Annotated in this window: 17 protein-coding genes and 1 pseudogene; 1 reads left to right on the top strand and 17 read right to left on the bottom strand. The window is 37.8% G+C overall.

Annotation, left to right across the window (positions count from 1 at the left end; all coding sequences use genetic code 11):
- Positions 1-55 precede the first annotated feature (55 nt).
- The gene (locus tag ACZ76X_RS19005; protein ID WP_479851376.1) at positions 56-1,078 is read right to left on the bottom strand and encodes a YeiH family protein; all 1,023 of its coding nucleotides are present in this window, start codon (positions 1,076-1,078) and stop codon (positions 56-58) included.
- Positions 1,079-1,230: 152 nt separating this feature from the next.
- On the opposite strand from ACZ76X_RS19005, the gene ACZ76X_RS19000 reads away from it, so the two are divergent.
- Positions 1,231-2,136, top strand: coding sequence for a LysR family transcriptional regulator (locus ACZ76X_RS19000; protein WP_479851375.1), 906 nt, complete (start codon positions 1,231-1,233; stop codon positions 2,134-2,136).
- Between the two features lie 176 nt (positions 2,137-2,312).
- Here ACZ76X_RS19000 and ACZ76X_RS18995 read toward each other — a convergent pair whose 3' ends face one another.
- From ACZ76X_RS18995 to ACZ76X_RS18920, 16 genes and pseudogenes are all read right to left on the bottom strand, one after another.
- Positions 2,313-2,624: a heavy metal-binding domain-containing protein gene (locus ACZ76X_RS18995; RefSeq protein ID WP_000637523.1), complete on the bottom strand. Its 312-nt coding sequence runs from the start codon at positions 2,622-2,624 to the stop codon at positions 2,313-2,315.
- Positions 2,625-2,691: 67 nt separating this feature from the next.
- Positions 2,692-4,407 (bottom strand): ABC transporter ATP-binding protein, encoded by a 1,716-nt coding sequence (locus tag ACZ76X_RS18990; protein WP_479851374.1) that lies wholly within the window; start codon positions 4,405-4,407, stop codon positions 2,692-2,694.
- Between the two features lie 223 nt (positions 4,408-4,630).
- Positions 4,631-5,833: a PDZ domain-containing protein gene (locus tag ACZ76X_RS18985; protein WP_479851373.1), complete on the bottom strand. Its 1,203-nt coding sequence runs from the start codon at positions 5,831-5,833 to the stop codon at positions 4,631-4,633.
- 90 nt (positions 5,834-5,923) lie between these two features.
- On the bottom strand, positions 5,924-7,360 hold the full coding sequence (locus tag ACZ76X_RS18980) for a S41 family peptidase (protein ID WP_479851372.1): 1,437 nt from the start codon (positions 7,358-7,360) through the stop codon (positions 5,924-5,926).
- Positions 7,361-7,478: 118 nt separating this feature from the next.
- Entirely contained in the window at positions 7,479-8,372 is an 894-nt protein-coding gene (gene ftsX, locus ACZ76X_RS18975; RefSeq protein WP_479851371.1) for a permease-like cell division protein FtsX, read from the bottom strand.
- On the bottom strand, positions 8,362-9,048 hold the full coding sequence (gene ftsE, locus ACZ76X_RS18970; RefSeq protein ID WP_087955103.1) for a cell division ATP-binding protein FtsE: 687 nt from the start codon (positions 9,046-9,048) through the stop codon (positions 8,362-8,364). The genes ftsX and ftsE overlap by 11 nt, the downstream gene beginning before the upstream one ends.
- 279 nt (positions 9,049-9,327) lie before the next feature.
- A complete protein-coding gene (cccB, locus tag ACZ76X_RS18965; protein WP_000727973.1) occupies positions 9,328-9,651 on the bottom strand; it encodes a cytochrome c551 in 324 nt (107 codons plus the stop codon).
- 443 nt (positions 9,652-10,094) lie between these two features.
- Positions 10,095-11,193 (bottom strand): peptide chain release factor 2 gene (prfB, locus tag ACZ76X_RS18960; protein ID WP_098669925.1). Its coding sequence is split into 2 segments (ribosomal slippage): positions 10,095-11,120 and positions 11,122-11,193, totalling 1,098 coding nucleotides; the frame shifts between segments, so codons are not numbered across the junction.
- Positions 11,194-11,337: 144 nt separating this feature from the next.
- Positions 11,338-13,845 carry a preprotein translocase subunit SecA gene (gene secA / locus ACZ76X_RS18955; RefSeq protein ID WP_479851370.1) on the bottom strand — a complete coding sequence of 836 codons (2,508 nt, stop codon included), beginning with the start codon at positions 13,843-13,845 and terminating at the stop codon, positions 11,338-11,340.
- Between the two features lie 276 nt (positions 13,846-14,121).
- Complete coding sequence (gene hpf, locus ACZ76X_RS18950; RefSeq protein WP_098669928.1) at positions 14,122-14,664, bottom strand: ribosome hibernation-promoting factor, HPF/YfiA family; 543 nt, start codon at positions 14,662-14,664, stop codon at positions 14,122-14,124.
- A 322-nt stretch (positions 14,665-14,986) separates the two neighbouring features.
- Positions 14,987-15,184, bottom strand: a complete 198-nt coding sequence (gene cspC, locus ACZ76X_RS18945) for a cold shock protein CspC (RefSeq protein ID WP_001990088.1) — start codon at positions 15,182-15,184, stop codon at positions 14,987-14,989.
- 126 nt (positions 15,185-15,310) lie between these two features.
- Positions 15,311-16,015 (bottom strand): phosphoribosyltransferase family protein, encoded by a 705-nt coding sequence (locus tag ACZ76X_RS18940; RefSeq protein WP_479851369.1) that lies wholly within the window; start codon positions 16,013-16,015, stop codon positions 15,311-15,313.
- Positions 16,015-17,364: an ATP-dependent helicase ComFA gene (gene comFA, locus ACZ76X_RS18935; RefSeq protein WP_479851368.1), complete on the bottom strand. Its 1,350-nt coding sequence runs from the start codon at positions 17,362-17,364 to the stop codon at positions 16,015-16,017. Before comFA ends, ACZ76X_RS18940 begins: the two co-directional genes overlap by 1 nt.
- Before the next feature lie 127 nt (positions 17,365-17,491).
- Positions 17,492-18,920: pseudogene (locus ACZ76X_RS18930) on the bottom strand (C40 family peptidase).
- Between the two features lie 147 nt (positions 18,921-19,067).
- The gene (locus ACZ76X_RS18925) at positions 19,068-19,382 is read right to left on the bottom strand and encodes a winged helix-turn-helix transcriptional regulator (protein ID WP_000400857.1); all 315 of its coding nucleotides are present in this window, start codon (positions 19,380-19,382) and stop codon (positions 19,068-19,070) included.
- Positions 19,383-19,555: 173 nt separating this feature from the next.
- Positions 19,556-19,683 (bottom strand): DegV family protein (locus ACZ76X_RS18920; protein WP_479851504.1); only part of this gene is annotated, 128 nt, incomplete at its 5' end.

Raw genomic sequence — 19,683 nt, 5'->3', positions numbered from 1 at the left:
TAATCATAAGAAAAAGCTGTTCCCAAATACCTATGGGAACAGCTTCTCCGCCCTACTACATAAACCTTAACGCATATACAAGAACGTATCCAAGAATAGCAAGGAAAACTGAACCGATCAGCCCCGCCACGAATGCTTTGCTTCCTAACTTACGGAACGTTTTAAACTCTACATTTAAACCAAGCCCCGCCATCGCCATTGCGATGAGCATATAAGCAATGACAACAATGTATCCGGCAACAACTTCTGGGATAATACCGAGCGAATGCACTGCACTCATCGCTAAAAATCCGAAGATGAACCACGGAATCGGAAGGTCACGCCACGATCTTTTTTCCTCGCTACCTTCGCTCTTACCGAACCATAATCCAATTAAAATCGCTACTGGCACAAGCATTGCAACGCGCGTTAACTTCACAATAACTGCGATGTCTACAGCCGTGCTTCCTCCTGGCGCTGCAGCTGCGATGACATGAGCGATTTCATGCAGCGTCGCACCTGAGAATACACCGTAGCCGTACGGCGAGAAGCCAAGCACTGGGTATAATAGCGTATAAATAAGTGTAAATATTGTACCTAAAATTGCAATAATCGCTGCGCCAACTGCCGTTTCCTCATCCTTCGCTTTCACTTGCGGTGCAATTGCCACGACAGCAGCCGCCCCGCAAATTGCCGTCCCGCATGCTGTTAAAATTCCAAGCTTCTTCTCTACCTTAAATACTTTCGTTAGTCCGTATACAACGAAAATCGTAAATGTAATAACAACCGCTGCGATGACCAATACTTTCGGCCCTGCCTTCGCAATATCAACAAGATTTAATCGCATTCCAAGTAAGATGATCCCGAAGCGAAGCAACTTCTTACTCGCAAAGTTTGTCCCTGCAATTGCATCATGAGGAACTCCAATTGCCGCACGCCAAACCATCCCAATTAGAATAGCAATTACTAATTGTCCCATAATATTTAAAAATGGAAGCTCTGCTAAATATTTCGCCGCAATTGCAATTAATAGTGTAATTCCAATTCCTTGCGAAAATCCAAAACGCTTCTTCTTTTGTATAACAAGTGTTTGTTCCACTTTGTACCACTCCAATAATCGTATTGGAACATGCATGTTCTATCTACTTACATTATAAGAGAGTTTCTATAATAAGTTTAATATCAATATTGAATCTCTATCATCAGAAATATTTATGATAAGATGAAAGAAAAACGAGAGGAGCTCATTACATGAACGTAGATATTTTAAAAATTTTCGTTACTGTCGTGGAACAGAAACACTTCTCCCGTGCAGCAGAATTATTAAACCTTTCACAGCCTGGCGTAAGTATGCATATACGCAACTTAGAAAATGAATTTGGAACTACACTTATTCAGCGATCCCCGAAGCACGTTCAAGTGACAGAGGCTGGAAACATATTATATATACATGCAAAGCAAATGCTCTCTCTTTACGAAGATGCGAAACAAGAAATTAACGAACTACATAACGTTGTAACAGGAACCCTTCGTATCGGTGCTAGTTTTACAATTGGCGAATACTTACTTCCCAAAATAATGGCTAACTATGCGAATGAAAATCCACACGTCGAAGTTCATACCTTTATCTCAAATACAGAAGACGTCTTGCAAAGTCTTCGCTCTAATCAAATTGATATCGGCTTAGTGGAAGGGCAAGTCGTATACGGCGACGTTGACGTTGAAACATTTATGCAAGATGAAATGAAGCTCGTCGTTCCGCCAAATCATCCGCTGCTCCGCACAGATGAAATAAATGAAAGCTCACTCCAAGATCAAGTATGGGTATTAAGAGAAAATGGCTCTGGTACACGTGCTTATAGCGATCGTTTTATTCATCAACACCATTTAAAAATGAAACGATTCTTTACATTCAGTAGTATCCAAAGCGTAAAGGAAGCCGTCGCTGCCGGGCTTGGCATCGCTATCCTTTCCGATTGGACTGTACGGAAAGAGCTACTGGCAAAAGAACTATTCCACGTCGAAGTTCCAGACGAACAACTCATCCGTCCATTCTCCATCGTGCGCGGCAAATATTTTATCCCATCTAAAGCTATTCAAGTATTTTTAAATCATGTAGACTCTTTTGCGAAAAAACAGAGTAAACCTTCACATTAGTGTGAAGGTTTACAATTATGAAACATTATTAATTCAAATCCGGAAATGCCAAGAAGCGCTCTAATGTCTTCCCTATATATCGACGAGACCTTCCGCATTTCCCAAGAAATATTGAAACTTCGACATAGAATAGCATCAATAACAGTAAAAGCCGTGCATCAGCACGGCTTTTCACTTTAAATACGGACAGCAGTCCCGCTCACTGCAACCATTAGCATCCCTTCGCGAACTACTTCGTAATCCACGTCGATACCAACAATTGCATTCGCATTTTTTTGCCTCGCGAAAGTTTTCATTTCTTCCATTGCGATGTCGCGCGCTTCTTTTAATTTACTTTCATAAGCGCCAGCACGACCACCGACAACATCACGAACAGAGGCGAAAAGGTCACGAACGATATTCGCGCCCATAATCGCTTCTCCATTCACGATATCGATATACTCAATAATTTCTTTTCCTTGAATTGTAGATGTTGTTGTTACAATCATACTTTATAGCCTCCCATATGAGATTTCCATCTACTTATATGATGTGCTAATTCATTAGAAATTATATTTACGAACTGAACTGAGCCTCGTATAACCTGCTGTATCCTCCGCCTTGTTCAATTAATTCATCATGTGAACCTTGTTCCGCAATACCATCTTTATTTACAACGACGATACGATCTGCATTTTTAATCGTCGCAAGTCTGTGAGCGATAACTAATGTTGTACGGCCGACAGATAGTTCAGCAAGTGATTTTTGAATCGCTAGTTCCGTCTCTGTGTCTAGTGCAGAAGTTGCTTCATCAAGTATTAAAATTGGCGGGTTTTTCAAGAACATACGAGCAATCGCTAGACGCTGCTTCTGTCCACCTGAAAGTTTCACGCCGCGCTCACCGATAACGGTATCTAAACCATCTGGTTGTGAGTAAATTAAATCTTCTAATTGCGCACGTTTTACTGCCTGCCAAATTTCAGCCTCTGATGCCTTTAAATTTCCGTAAGCGATATTTTCGCGAATCGTTCCAGAGAATAAGAACACATCTTGCTGCACGATTCCGATTTGCTTACGAAGTGACGATAACGTCATATCATTCGTATCAATACCATCAATTTGAATGGATCCTGATGATTGTTCATAAAAACGTGGTAATAAGCTACATAAAGTCGTTTTTCCAGCTCCTGATGGTCCAACGAATGCAACTGTTTCGCCTGCATGTATTTTCAAGCTAATGTCATTTAAAATCGGTTCTTTATTTTCATATCCGAACGTAATGTTGTTATATTGAATATCACCATGTACATGTTTCACTTCCAACGCATCTTTAGCGTCTACAATATCTGGCTCTGTTTCAAGAAGCTCTACATATCTCTTAAAACCAGCGATTCCTTTCGGATAACTTTCGATTACCGCATTAATTTTTTCAATTGGGCGGAAGAAAATATTCGTTAATAGAACGAATCCGATAAATCCACCGTACGTTAATTCACCTTGTAGCACAAACCATGTACCACATATTAAGACGAAGAGCGTTACGAGACGCATAAGCATATAACTAATCGACGAATTTAACGCCATAATTTTATACGCCATTAATTTCGTTGTACGGAAACGAGCATTATTAACAGCGAATTGCTCTTTCTCAAACTTTTCATTTCCAAATGCTTGTACAACGCGGATGCCACCAACGTTATTTTCAATGCATGCATTAAAATCAGCAACATCTGAGAATAAACGTCTAAATGTTCCTGTCATTTTTTTATTGAAGTAAAGCGCTAACCATAATAAGAATGGAATGACGAAGAACGTCAATAGAGCCAACTTCCAGTTGATCATCATCATAAATGAAAATGCCCCAACTAAAGTCATAACGGCGATAAATAAATCTTCTGGCCCGTGGTGAGCAATTTCACCAATTTCCATTAAGTCGTTTGTAAGACGTGAAATTAAATGACCTGTTTTATTATTATCAAAAAATCTGAATGATAGCTTTTGGATGTGATCAAATAATTTCTGCCTCATATCCGTTTCAATGTTAACACCAAGCATATGTCCCCAATATGTAACAACATATTGTAAGCCCGCATTTAACATATACACTGCAAGTAAACCGAAACAAGCCCATAAAATAAGCGTCCAGTTTTGCCCCGGCAATAACTTATCAATAAATTGATTTACGATAAGCGGGAAGCCAAGTTCTAACAACCCTGCGACAACTGCGCAAGAAAAGTCGAGTATAAATAAACCTTTATACGGTTTATAGTAAGAAAAAAATTTACGTAGCATACCTTCCCCCCATTTTTCAAAATTAAAAAGACTCCCTAAATGATAACCATTATCAAATAATTATTCAAGTGATTCAACTATGAAACTAAAATAAGGTTTGCGATAGTCGTCGTTTTTTGCCGAAAAGTCGATATATTCGGATAATCGCCGATATAAATTTCATTTACTATTAATCCTGTCCAAACAAAAAAGGGTATCACTACAAGGTGATACCCTACTTTTATTACATAGCTTCCGAATCCCACTCATGCTCCTGCTGAACAAACACAATACCCAATTCGTGATGTCCTCCGGCGTATAATGCCGTTTGAGCAAGGCGAAGCTCTCCACTTGTATCTAATACTTCTAATTTACAAAATGCTCCTGTCGTCTTCGTTTGAAGTGCATCGTAAAATTCCTCGGCGCTTCTTGGAATGACTCCATTTACTTTCGTAATCATTTCTCCAGGTAGTAAATTCAGCTCCGCCCCAATTGTATTTGGAATTGTATCTAATACAACGAGTCCATCATTACGTGCAGCAAAGTACGCTGGTCTTGTTTCATCCGCAATTTTCTCTTGCATGGAAATTGTAAAACGTCCAAGCATTGCAACGCCCATTGCGATAATTGCAAGTACGTGCCACCAATAACTTGCGACTCCTAAAACAAGCACAAGTCCTGCTAATCCGTACACACGTCTTCCTGTAAATAATAAAGCTTCCGTCGGCTCATAACTTCTAATCCTTCTCATAAATCCAATTAAAAATGGAACGAGGAATAGTGAATATGTATCTGAACCGATTGAAACGACAGGCCACCATGAAATAAACTGTGTTACCGCGTCACCTGGTATAAGAATAAAAATAGGAACGATCCATAAACGCTTTGATTCGTGTAAACCAACCTTTAATCCCCGCTTACCCTTCCTAATCTTCGGCGTCGAATATCCCACTGCATTTTTAGAAATCAACAAGCCCTCTACAACGAGCATAACACCTAGCAAAATAGCAAGAGATACAATCGTACTCTCTTCACCTTCTCCAAGCTGTAAGAAGGAAACTGGTAGCTTAGAAGATAATAGAACACATACAATCGCGATACTAAACGTATAAGCTGCTGATAAATATCGATACATAGCCGTTAATCCAAATAATAACGTCCATAATAAGATGGCCCATAAGCTTGCTTTAGAAACAACAAGTCCAAGTCCAATGGTAATAATAGATACGATTAATCCGTATTTAACTCCTGCGAATAAAGATGTTCGCAGTTCAAACCAAATATCATAAACTTTAAAGGAAAAATCCTTTCGTTCTCGTAACATACGTAAGTATCCAACGAAGATACTACTTATTAAAAATACATAGACAGCAGGGTGTAAGAAAAAACGTCCAACCGCCCGCATTATTTCAAAAATCCATGCCTCCACGAATCCATTCACCACCATTTATATCATTCTTTCTTTTTATATTATCATAACTGGACAAACGTTTGTTTAACACAAAAAAATACAGGCAGCAAACTGCCTGTATTTTTTCTACTTCGCTATTAATTTTAATGCTGACTGTAATTGTAGATCATTTTCTCCAGAACGGATTTTTTCAATAATTTTCGTTTGAATCGCTTCAGCTGTCTTTTTATCAAGCTGTCCTGTCGCTTCCATCTTATTCGCATTTTGGAATGCTTTTAGCGCTGATTCTGTCTCTTTACTAAAGTATCCATCTTCACGTCCTGGTACATATCCTAAACTCTTAAGCATTTCTTGCGCGTGTTTTACTTGTACATCATTTGAATTGTATGAAAGTGTCTTTTCAATTTGAATTGGTGTCGCATGATAATAATCTGGTTGCTTCACTTCTACTGTTGGCGCAATTCCTTTTTTATGAATCCAGTTTCCATCCGGTGTTAACCATTTAAACATCGTTAATTTAATGTTGCTGCCATCTTTAAATGGAACGGCTTGCTGAACAGTACCTTTACCAAACGTTTTTTCACCAACTAAATCGTATCCTTCTCCCTCTTTTAGCGCACCCGCTAAAATCTCTGAAGCAGAAGCACTTCCATTATCAATTAATACTGAAATTGGATATGGCTTTCTCTCTTTCAGTTCAGTAGAGAATTTCTTCTTCTCACCATTTCGTTGTTCTACTTGTAGCATCGGCTTTTTATCCGTCATAATTTCCCCTAGTATCTCTTCTACACTATTTAAGTAGCCACCAGGATTACCACGTACATCAATCACTAAGCCTTTTATGTTTTTCTTCTCTAACTCTTTTAACTGATCCTTAAATTCTTTCGCCGTATTTTCAGCAAAAGAAGTGATTTGCATATAACCGATATCTTTTCCGCTCTCTTGCTTCACAGAACTAAACACTGTGAAAATCGGAATTTTTTCACGCTTAATTTTAAATACAATCGGATCAGCTACTCCTGCACGCTTAATTTCAATCGCAACAGTCGTTCCTTTTTTACCACGAATCTTTAATACCGCTTCTTCACGGGATAAATCTTTCACACTATTTCCATCTACAGATAAAATTTGGTCATTCGGTTTAATTCCAATCTTTTCTGCTGGTGAGCCTTTAATTGGAGACACGATAATAAGCTTACCGTCCGTTTTGTTCACCTCAGCCCCGATTCCCTCTAGTTCAGGATCCAGTGATTCACTAAACTGTTTCGCCGTTTCTTTATCCATATACGTGGAATAAGGGTCCTTCAGCGTAGACAACATGCCTTGTATTGCACCTTCGACTAATTTTTCGTCTTTCACGTCTTCCACATAACGTGAATCAATTAGTGCATACGCCTCATTAATTTTTGCCAAATTCCCTTGCGCAGTGCTAGCGTTTCCACTCGAAATTGTTTGCGTTACTTCTGCTGGGTTAACCCCAAATAAAGACATACCTGCAAACATTCCGCCAGCACCAATTAAAAATGCAACAACCATTCCAATAATTGCAACTCTACGTTTCAATGCGGAATTCCCCTTTCCAAAACACACAGGTGGTGTAGCAAAAGGCATCACACAGTGTGTGATGCCTTTACCTATTTCTACTATATGATAAGCTTGTACGAATTATGTTTGCAACTTTTTATACTTTTAAGAAGCGGCGAATTGACATTACACTTCCCCACATACCGATTAAAGCACCGATTAACACTAGTAAACCAGCTAATTGGAATACGAATGGGCTGTATGGTAGAAGTTCGAAAATTGTTCCGCCAAGTTTCTCGTTAAACACACCTTGCAGTGAATTATACGTAACTAGAATTAAGCCAATTGGAATAATTGATCCTAATACCCCTAAGAATAATCCCTCTAATAAGAACGGCCAACGAATAAACCAGTTTGTCGCACCTACAAGTTTCATAATTTCGATTTCTGTACTACGAGCATAAATTGTAATTTTAATTGTATTAGAGATTAAGAACATCGCTGTGAATAAAAGACCAGCAATTAACACAATCCCGATATTACGACCAGTTTTTACAGTATCAAATAATCGTTCAACTTGCCCTTTTCCGTACTGAACATTACTTACAAACTGCATTTTTTCAATCTTTTTCGCGATTGTCGCTGTATCTGTTGGTTCTTTTGCTTTTACAACGAATACGTTTTTCAGTGGGTTATCTTGTTCAAATAACTCAAACGTTTTTCCGCTATCGCCTAAGCTTTTAATTAAACGTTTTAACTCTTCTTCTTTAGAAGAATATTTAATAGAGTCTACTTTTGCAATCTTACTCATATCTTCTTCTAATTTCTTTTGATCAGCTTCTTTTGCTGCTGGATCAATGTGTACACGAATCTCTACATCTTGCTCTACTTTCGTCGCAAAATGGTTCATATTCATAATTGCTGTTAAAAAGACACCTACAAGTAATAATGTAACTGTTACCGCACTAACAGAAGCAAACGTCATCCATCCGTTACGTGATAGATTCTTTACACCTTCTCGCAAATGTCGACTAAGGGTCTTAGCCTTCATATCCGTATCCTCCCTCAATCTCATCTCGAACAATTTTTCCGCCTTCAATCGCGATTACACGATGACGGATTGTATTTACGATATCTGCGTTATGTGTCGCCATAACAATCGTTGTACCACGCTCATTAATGCGTGTGAAAATTTTCATAATATCAAGAGCTGTTTCAATATCTAAGTTACCTGTTGGCTCATCGGCAATTACAACCTTTGGTCTATTAACAATTGCTCTCGCAATCGCAACACGTTGCTGCTCCCCGCCTGAAAGTTCACTTGGAAGTGCGTCTGCACGATCTTCAAGACCTACAAGACCTAAAACTTCTGTTACACGCTCACGAATTGCATCTGGCTCTTCTTCAATTACTTCTAAGGCAAACGCAACATTCTCATATACCGTTAACTTAGGTAGTAATTTAAAGTCTTGGAAAATTACGCCTAATTGACGACGGAAATATGGAACGTCTCTTTCTGCTAATGACTCGATAGTAAGACCATTTACATTAATAGATCCTGTAGATGGCTTCTCTTCACGATACATCATTTTAATAAATGTAGATTTCCCGGCTCCACTCGGTCCAACTACGTATACAAACTCACCTTGTTTAATGTTAACTGTAAGACCAGCAATGGCTTTCATACCATTCGGGTACTCCTTATAAACATTCGTCATTTTTATCATTATTTATCACCCAATACTTAATGATTTTTTCGAAATACTTTTCTGTACATCTGAAAATAAAAACTTTATTCTCACTTAACTACTCTTGTTGAAGGTAGCTTCCATTCATGCTTTTTATTAGCAGCGCTACTCTATGTAATATATTTCAGCAAAATTCTACAAACCTCATTGTAACATCAAACGGTTTCCAATTCGGATACATTTTTGTTACAGTTATGTTACATTCCACAAAAAGGAAAACGAGCTGGCTATATAACCAACTCGTCTATTTTACTCTCTTTATTTATGTTCAGCTAACCACTCAGCTACTTTTTTCGCATCCTCACCTTGAATAAGTCCTGGTGACATGGAACCGCGACCTTTTTCAATGATTTTTTCGATGTCTGCCGCATCATATTTCTGTCCTACTTTTCGTAAATCAGGTCCAGTTGCACCTGATAAATCTGTTGCGTGACATCCAGCACAACTTCTTTGGAAAATTTGCTCTGCACTGTCTGTACTTGCAGACTGGTTCGAAGACTTACTCTCTTCTTTATTTCCACACGCTCCTAAAGCAAAAACGACTGATGTTCCTAGCGCAATAGCCAACAATTTCTTTTTCACTTCTATCGCTCCCCATTGTTGATATTCTTTTCATTCCTAACACACTCATTTTCATTATAAGCATTATCTTTATATAGAAAAACTAAGGTATATTTCATATTCTTCAAAAATACCGTGAGAACCCCAATGATATAAAGCTTTTGTAAGTTGTTTCAATTCTGTGAACAACATAAAAACTTCTATAAAGAATCCTTTTTGAACGAGAATTTAGAAAAGTTCTATATAAAGTGTTACTCTATTGCCACTCTGTTTTACTATTTTCTACTTTTTACAAAACAATATACAACATTGTATGCTACATATAATCCCATCAAAAAGAGAAGTTGTCGTTTCCAACTTCTCTTCCTCTGTCGTTCATCCATATAGATAAAATAATACTCTTTATATCCTCTATATCCTCAACATGCGCCAACAATTTTGTTGGTCTTTTTTCATTTAGCTTATTAGATGCGAGAACGTAAATAAGCATCAATAAATGGATCAATTTCTCCATCCATAACGGCTTGTACGTTACCAACCTCTGTATTTGTACGGTGGTCTTTCACAAGAGAATATGGGTGGAATACGTAAGAACGAATTTGGCTACCCCATCCGATTTCTTTTTGCTCACCGCGAATCTCATCTAACTCCGCTTGTTGCTCTTCTAGTTTCTTTTGATATAATTTCGCTTTTAACATCTTCATCGCATGCTCACGGTTTTTAATTTGAGAACGCTCTGACTGACACGTTACAACCGTATTTGTCGGTGTATGCGTAATACGAACTGCCGAATCTGTCGTATTAACGTGCTGTCCACCCGCTCCACTTGCACGATACGTATCAATTTTCAAGTCTTCTGTACGTACTTCAATTTCAACTTCATCATTGAATTCAGGTACAACTTCACAAGATACGAACGATGTATGACGACGGCCTGAAGAATCGAATGGTGAAATACGCACAAGACGATGTACACCTTTCTCTGCCTTTAGGTAACCGTAAGCGTTATGGCCTTTAATTAATAAAGTAACACTCTTAATACCCGCTTCATCACCTGGTAAATAGTCAACCGTTTCTACTTTAAATCCACGTTTTTCAGCCCAACGTGTGTACATACGTAGCAACATAGAACCCCAGTCTTGTGACTCTGTTCCACCAGCACCTGGGTGCAATTCTAAAATCGCGTTATTTTTATCATAAGGGTCGCTTAGTAATAATTGCAGCTCATACTCATTCATTTCTTGAATTAAGCCTTTTACTTCTGATTCCAGCTCCTCATGTAAATCTTTATCATACTCTTCTTTTAAAAGCTCATGCGTGATTTCTAAATTTTCGAACGTCTCGTCTAACTGACGGAACTTTCCAACCATATCTTTCAGTGCATTCGCTTCGTTAATGACAGCTTGTGCGCCTTGTTGATCATCCCAAAATCCCGCGCCCATCATTTTCTCTTCTAATTCTGCAATTTGTTTCTCCTTAGTAGGAAGGTCAAAGAGACCCCCTAAAAGCCGCTAATCTCTTAGCCATTTTCTCTAATTCTTGTCTAATTTCTACTAATTCCATTTCCTTCACCTCTATGTAATTGCTGTTACTTTCGTATGAAAACAAGGGAAACTCTCTCCACTTATGACGGAGAGAGTTTAATCCTTCTTAATTATACATTTTTGATGTAAAACTTTGCAAAGTAGCCTGGGCTAATGCCTTGTATTACTTCCCAATACCACAGCAGTTTTTATATTTTTTACCGCTACCACATTTACATAAATCGTTACGGCCTACTTGGTCACCTTTTACAACTGGCTTTTTCTTCGCTTCTTCGCCATCGCTAGATGGGTGAACAGCTTCACCTTGAACAACTTCTTGACGCTCTAGGTTTTGTTCAATTTCAGCTTTCATAATGTAACGAGAAATTTCTTCTTCAATAGAAGCAATCATTGATTCGAACATTGCGAACCCTTCCATTTGATACTCACGAAGTGGATCAATTTGACCGTAAGCACGTAAATGAATACCTTCACGAAGGTGATCCATCGCATCAATATGCTCTGTCCATTTCGTATCTACAACACGGAATACAACAACTTTTTCAAACTCACGCATTTGCTCTTCTGGCATAAGCTTTTCTTTTTCGTTGTAACGCTCTATTAATTTCGCGATAATTGGTTCGCTCATTTCCTCTGGAGCAAGGCGACGTAATTCTTCTTCTTTTACATCTCCTTCTTGCAGAAGGTTTGTATTTAAGTAGTCAACAAGACCTTTAATATTCCAATCTTCTTCAATTTCTTCTTGTGTATGAAGTGCAACTGCACGCTCTACTGTAGATTTCATCATACCTTCAATAATATCGCGTAAGTTCTCAGACTCCATTACCTCTTGGCGCTGCTTGTAAATAACTTCACGTTGCTGACGAAGTACATCATCGTATTGTAGTAACTGCTTACGTGCATCATAGTTATTTCCTTCTACACGTTTTTGCGCAGATTCTACTGCACGAGAAACCATTTTACTTTCGATTGGCTGAGAATCATCCATACCAAGACGATCCATCATTGCTTTCATATTGTCAGAACCGAAGCGGCGCATTAGTTCATCTTCCATTGATAAGTAGAACTGCGTAACACCAGGGTCTCCTTGACGACCAGCACGACCACGTAACTGATTATCAATACGACGACTTTCGTGACGTTCTGTACCGATAACTGCTAAACCAATGTTTTTAATATCGTCCCCAAGCTTAATATCCGTACCACGACCCGCCATGTTCGTCGCGATCGTTACAGCACCTTTCATACCAGCTTCTGCAATGATATCTGCTTCACGCGCATGGTTTTTCGCATTTAAGATGTTATGACGTACGCCTTTACGTGTTAACATTTTTGAAATAAGTTCTGACGTTTCAATCGCAACTGTACCAACAAGAACAGGTTGTCCTTGTTTATGACGATTTACAATATCCTCGACAACAGCATTAAATTTACCTTCCATTGATTTGAAGATTAAATCAGCACGATCATCACGAATAATCGGTTTGTTTGTTGGAATTACAATAACGTTCATATTGTAAATGTTACGGAATTCCTCTTCCTCTGTTTTCGCTGTACCAGTCATACCAGATAACTTTTCATACATACGGAAATAGTTCTGGAATGTAATTGTCGCAAGCGTCATACTTTCATTTTGAATTTCTACGCCTTCTTTTGCCTCGATAGCTTGGTGTAACCCTTCGCTATAACGACGACCTTTCATAAGACGACCAGTAAATTGGTCTACAATTACGATTTCGCCTTCTTGTACAACATAATCTGTATCACGGTGCATAACAACGTGCGCACGAAGTGCCTGATTAATATGGTGAAGAAGCGCTACATGTTTTAAGTCGAATAAGTTTTCAATATGGAAAGCTTTCTCGGCTTTCGTAATACCATCTTCTGTTAACATTACATTTTTCGTTTTTACATCAAACGAATATTCTTTTTCATTTTCTAACGTACGAACAAATGCATTTGCAAACATGTATAGCTCTGTTGATTTTTGAGCTTGTCCAGAAATAATAAGCGGCGTACGCGCTTCATCGACTAAGATAGAATCGACTTCATCGATAATAGCAAAGTGAAGTGGGCGTTGAACGCACTGCTCTTTATATAAAACCATGTTGTCACGTAAGTAATCGAATCCAAGCTCATTATTTGTGCTATACGTAATATCAGCAGCATAAGCCTCTTGTTTTTCTTCGCGTGACATACTGTTTAAGTTAATTCCTACTGTTAAGCCTAGGAACTCATGAAGTTGTCCCATTTCGCTCGCATCACGTTGTGCTAAGTATTCGTTAACTGTAACAACGTGAACACCTTTTCCTGTTAAAGCATTTAAATATACAGGCAATGTAGATGTTAACGTTTTACCTTCACCCGTTTTCATCTCAGAGATATTCCCTTCATGTAAGGCAATACCACCCATTAACTGTACGCCATACGGACGCATTCCGAGAACACGAGTCGCAGCTTCACGAACAACCGCAAAAGCTTCAGGTAGTAGATCATCTACTGTTTCACCTTTTGTTAGACGTTCTTTAAATTCAAGCGTCTTCCCTTTTAATTGTTCATCAGTTAATGGCTTAATAGATGGCTCTAGTGCATCAATTTGATCAACTGTCTTCTGCATACGTTTAATTTGGCGTTGATTTACATCAAACACCTTTTTTAAAATACCGATCATAGGAAATACGCTCCTCTTTTTATTAAAATAAAACTTCCGATTGTTTTTTCTTTTTCTCTATTACAATCAGTCGTTATAAAAATCAAATGTATGTTATGCCAATTTTTCTCCTAATTAAAAAAACTAAAATGTATATACCTAATGATAATTGTAACACTTGTCTTATAACTATGACAACAATCGGCCGAATGTCTCGTTCTAAATTAAGAAAACTTTTTGTAGAAATCTATTTTCAGCAAAAAAAAGCGCAGCCATTTCGGCTGCGCTTTTGGATTATTATTTAGTTTCGATTAAACCATATTTCCCATCTTTACGGCCATATACAACGTTAGTTTCGTTTGTATCAGCATTTGTGAAGACGAAGAAATTATGTCCTAGCATATCCATTTGTAGAATTGCTTCTTCAACGTCCATCGGTTTTAAATCGAATCGTTTTGTACGTACAAGTTCTAGTTCATCCTCTTCTACCTCATCCAGAACAGCTACTGCTTCTGGAAGGATAAAGTTCGTTTTCACAGAACCTTTCTCACGTAACTTACGATTTACTTTTGTTTTATGTTTACGAATTTGTCGCTCGAGTTTATCAACTACTAAATCGATAGCAGCGTACATATCGCTATTAGTTTCTTCTGCACGAAGTAATAAATCAGTAAATGGAATTGTTACCTCGACACGTTGCTTGTCAGAGTATACTTTTAAATTAACTTTAATCTCTGGGAATGTATCAAAATAACGCTCTAACTTACCTAGTTTTTTCTCTACATATTCCTTTAATGCTGGAGTTACTTCAATATTTTCACCACGAATGTTGAATTTCATAGATGAATTCCTCCTTTCAAGCCTATGTACTATAATTTCGACACTGGCTTAAAAACTCCTTCTAACTTTTTTAAAAAAATTAGTGGAATTGCGATTTTTTTATCGTTTTTTGTTGAAATGAAAAGATGCATCGTTTCTATCTTTATTTTATCCTATTAACATCGTGAATAACGAATATAACTGTGGACAATTCGTTACAGAAAAGAAACAACTTTTTGACAACTTAACTCATAATAAAAACCCCTTGTAACAAACAAGAGGTTCTACTACATATATATAACGTTGCCACAAACGCAGCTTTCTCTCCCCAAAAACAACATTCCTACAGTTTTACAACATTAGCTGCTTGCGGTCCACGTGCGCCATCTACAATGTCAAACTCAACTTGTTGTCCTTCTTCTAATGACTTATATCCATCTTGTTGAATCGCAGAAAAATGAACAAACACATCATCACCGTCTTCACGCTCAATAAACCCAAATCCCTTTTCTGCATTGAACCATTTTACTCTTCCTTGCATGTTCATTCCATTCCCTTCACTCTAAAAATCAGGGCATTTGCCCCATAATTTCACTATAACGAATGACAGCTTACGAAGTCAAAGAAGACTTATCGTCTTTTTATTATCTCTTTCGACAGTTACAAATCAACTTCTACAGAGCGTCAAACTTGAAACTTCTCTAGCTCCTCTATCGTATAAAAGACTTCCAATTTGTCTCACTGTAATTCCTGTCGTATATACATCATCGACGAGTAAAATGTGTTGACCATGAAACACCTCTTCTCCCTGAAAATAAAAAGGATTACTTCCCGAAAGCCTTTCTTTTCGCGACTTCTTACTTTGCTTTTCTGTTTCTCTTCTTCTTAATGATGGATAAGAAATGTTGACAGGTAAACAAGCTGCTAATAACTCCGCTTGATTAAAACCACGTTCATATTCCCGTTCCCTACTAAGCGGAACAGCAATAACAGTTGAGACGTTCGTAAAATACTTTTGAAATAGCTCTCGAAAGGATTGATGAAAAATACGAACTAACTCCCCATCTCCTCGAAACTTAAACTGTGCTACTATTTCTTTCATCTCATCATCGTACACATGCAAGGAACGATTTTTAAAAGGACGATACTTCTCCTCATTGATCCACCTTACGCAATCCACACAAATATCATTTTCTTTATATACGGAAGGCAAGTCCTCTAAAGGTCGCCCACACTCCTTGCAAATCTCCCCTATAATATAGGAAAGTTTCCGCTCACATCTATTACATACATATTTTTTATGGGACTTTACAAAGAAGGTGTACCAACTAACTGTTTCCACCATATACTCATCACAAAGTAAACAATGCACTAGTCGATCAACCCTTGTTCCTTCGCATTTTTGTTCATACTTTGAATATGTTTTTGCGCCCGTACCATCGACTCTGTCTTACCGTAATGAAAATACATAACCTCGCCATAGGGCTCTTCAAAACTACGACCCGCTCGGCCTGCAATTTGTACGAGCGCACTCTCTGAAAAAATTTCTTCTTCTGCCCCTAGAACTGCCACTTGTAAGTTCTTCACAGTTACCCCTCTTTCTAAAATTGTCGTTGTAACTAATAACGGAATTTCTCCCTTTCTGAACGCTGCTACTTTTTCTTTTCTCATCGGATCTTCTGCATGTACACCATCGATCCTATTATCTAACCCTTTCAATAACAGACTTATTTCTTCTATATATCGCACATGAGGAACAAATAAAAAAATAGGATACTTTTTGTTGAAGTTCATTTTCAACCATTGTAGTAACACGCGAGGAATTTTTTTATGATGAAGGCTTTTCTTCCAATTCCCGCACCAGCTAAATAGAGGAACTGGTAACGGATGACGATGGTATCGTCCTGAAACAATGATCCCTTTTTGTTTCCCCTTTTTGAAATTATGCTTCCACTTTTCGTCGGGAGTTGCTGTTAAATAAATACGCGCCGCTTTCTCTTTCATCGCTTGATTCACTGCATACTGCAACATTTGATCCGCATGATAGGGGAAGGCATCAATCTCATCTACAATCATGACATGAAATGCTCTATAGTAGCGTAACAGTTGATGAGTCGTTGCAACGACTAACGCTGCATCTTTTTCAAGATCTACACTCCCTCCGTATAAAGCAGCTACATTTATACTAGGAAACACTTCTTGTAATCTCGGTGCTAATTCTAGTACTACGTCTGTTCTTGGCGTTGCAATACAAACTCTTTCTCCCTTTTGAAGTGCCTCTCCAATACCGTAAAATAACATTTCTGTTTTCCCAGCGCCGCATACAGCCCAAATAAAAAAAGATTCTTTCTGCTTAATAGCTTCTATAACACCTTTCGCCGCCAACTCCTGACCGATAGATAAAGTTCCATTCCACTGTAACGGATTCCCCCCCTTTTCTCCGTTTCTTTCACGAGTCCCGCGAACGAGTACAGCACATTCACTAACTCTCCCCATCGTTATACACTTCCGGCAATACGTACATACTCTCCTGCACCTTTTACATAAAAATGATGCAAATAGTCGTTGCTCTATATTTCCGCAGCGCTGACATGTATATTTAGAAGCATTCTTCATTACACCTTGTACACATACGACCTCTCCCTTGTTTTCCATATCACTTAATTCTCTCCGTAAATCTGAAGAGAGTTCTTCTAATAGTAATTGCTTTCCAGCAAGCATTAGCACTCACCTCCAGCATTACTATAAACCTTTCTTATGATCTCGTAAAAACGCAAAAAAGCCGATAACCTACTTATAAAATAGTAAGCTATCGACTTTATACACATGTTTTATTCGTTTATAAATCCTAGAATCGACCGTATCCTAAGAAATGTTTTTGGTTGTAGCTACTGCTTAAGCTAGAATAAGCAATCCCTTTGTCACCAGCATGAATCATTTGGCCATTACCAACGTAAATACCGATGTGAGATGGACCTGGTTTATAAGTACCTTGGAAGAATACTAAATCTCCAGGTTGTGGGCTACTTACTTTAGAAACTGAATTCCAGTAACCTGCAACGTCTTGACGTCCTACACCATAGATGTAAGAAATGAATCCACTACAGTCAAAACCACCGTTTGATGGAGATGCACTTCCCCAAACATACGGTAAGCCTAAGTAACCTTGTGCTTTACCAATTACGCCACCCGCATTTGAAGCTGGTGCTGGCTCTGGTTTTTTCGTTTCTTGCTTAGGTGCTTCTTTTTTAGGCTCTTCTTTTTTAGGTTCTTCCTTTTTAGGTTCTTCTTTCTGAGCTTGTCCACCGTTGTTTGCTGGTGCTGCAGGTGCAGCTTGCTCCGCTGGTGCCGGCTGAGCTTGCGCAGCTTTAGCCGCTTGCTCTGCTTGCTTTTGAGCAGCAGCTTCTTGCGCAGCTTTTTCTTGCGCTTCTTGTTCAGCAATACGTTGTAATTGTAACGCTTGCTTCTCAAGATCTTTCAATTGATCTTCCGTACTTGTCATAGAAGTTACAACTGTATCCATTTTGCCGCTTAAATCGTTTACTGCCGCTGCTTTTTTCTCTTTTTCAGCGTCAAGTTCTTTCTTAGCAGTTTCAATTTGAGCTTGTGCTTCTTTTAATTCTTTTTGCTTTGTTTTTACCGTTTCAACATCTTTTTTCACGTTCGCTTGATCTTCTTGTTGTGTTTTCATGATATCTTCGTCAGACTCAAGAATTTTAGAAACAGAAGTTAAGCGATCCACTAAATCTGCAACGTTTTTAGAATTTACAAGAACTTCTGTTACAACATTTGTGTTTGGTTGTTCTTGAAGTGCAACTAAACGTTTTCTTAATAACTCTTCACGTTTTGCAATTTTCGTTTGTAATTCTGCAATATCTTTATTTTTCTTTTCGATTAATTGCTCCGTATCAGCAACTTTTTTCATTGTTTCATCAAGCTTTGAAGCATTCTCTTGGACAGACTTATCCAAACCTTGAATTGTTTTGTTTAAGTCATTCATTTGTTTTTGTAATTCATCACGTTCTTGTTGTTGTTTATGTAAAGTATCATTTTGTGTGTTAATTTGTGATTTCACGTCAGCAATTTTATCTTCTGCAAATACATTTGGTGTTAGCCCTGAAAACATTAACCCTGCAACTAATGCGCAAGATGCCATTTTTAGCTTTTTCATTGTATTTTTTACACCGCTTTCTTTTTTTCTTTTTCCGTATATAACCTATAAAATTTATACCATAATTCGGGATTTTTTTTGCTAATGTTACGTTTTTGTAAAACAAATGTAATATTATATGTAACACTATCGCAAAATATGCATATTTTTGTATGTATGTGTAGAATTTTAAATACTTTTTATAAGCAAAGAAAAAAACGCAAGGTTTCCCTTACGTTTTATTAAATGTACTAATACGAATGAAATCAAAGCGTTATTTCATCCATTTTTCAGCCCAATTTTGGACTTCATCCATAACACTTTCTAATGCTTTCCCTTTATCAGTTAAGCCGTACTCGATTCGAACTGGTACTTCTGGATAAACATTACGAACTACAATGCCTTCACTTTCCAATTCCTTTAAACGCTCTGACAACATGCGATCGCTCATATTCGGTATAATATCTGCGATTTCTCTAAAACGTTTTGACTCTTCAAGCAAAGATTTAATAATTAAGCCAGTCCATTTCTTACTAAGCAAAGTAAAAGCTGACTCAAACTTTGGACATAAACAAGAATTATGCTCCATATGTTTCACCTCTCTTCTATTATAATATAGTTTCTTGTAAAAAGTAAGTTATAAAACTTTCCTCGTTATTTTATTTTACGTACATTTTACCATTTCCAAATATTAACTTGTCAACCACACGTAAAATATCCGTAAAAAAACCCTCTTCAAAAAGAGAGCTTTTTATATCTTTATTACTTCGTATACCATCCAAGACCTAATGCACCTTCACCTAAATGCGTACCAATTACAGCACCAAAATAACCTATACGGATTGTGACATGAGGATATTTTGCTTCTAATTCAGCCTTCCATTCATTCG

Source organism: Bacillus sp. BC05(2025) (assembly GCF_056725905.1).
The sequence above is the reverse complement of the archived record's forward strand: the minus strand, read 5'-3'. Positions and strand labels throughout refer to the sequence as shown.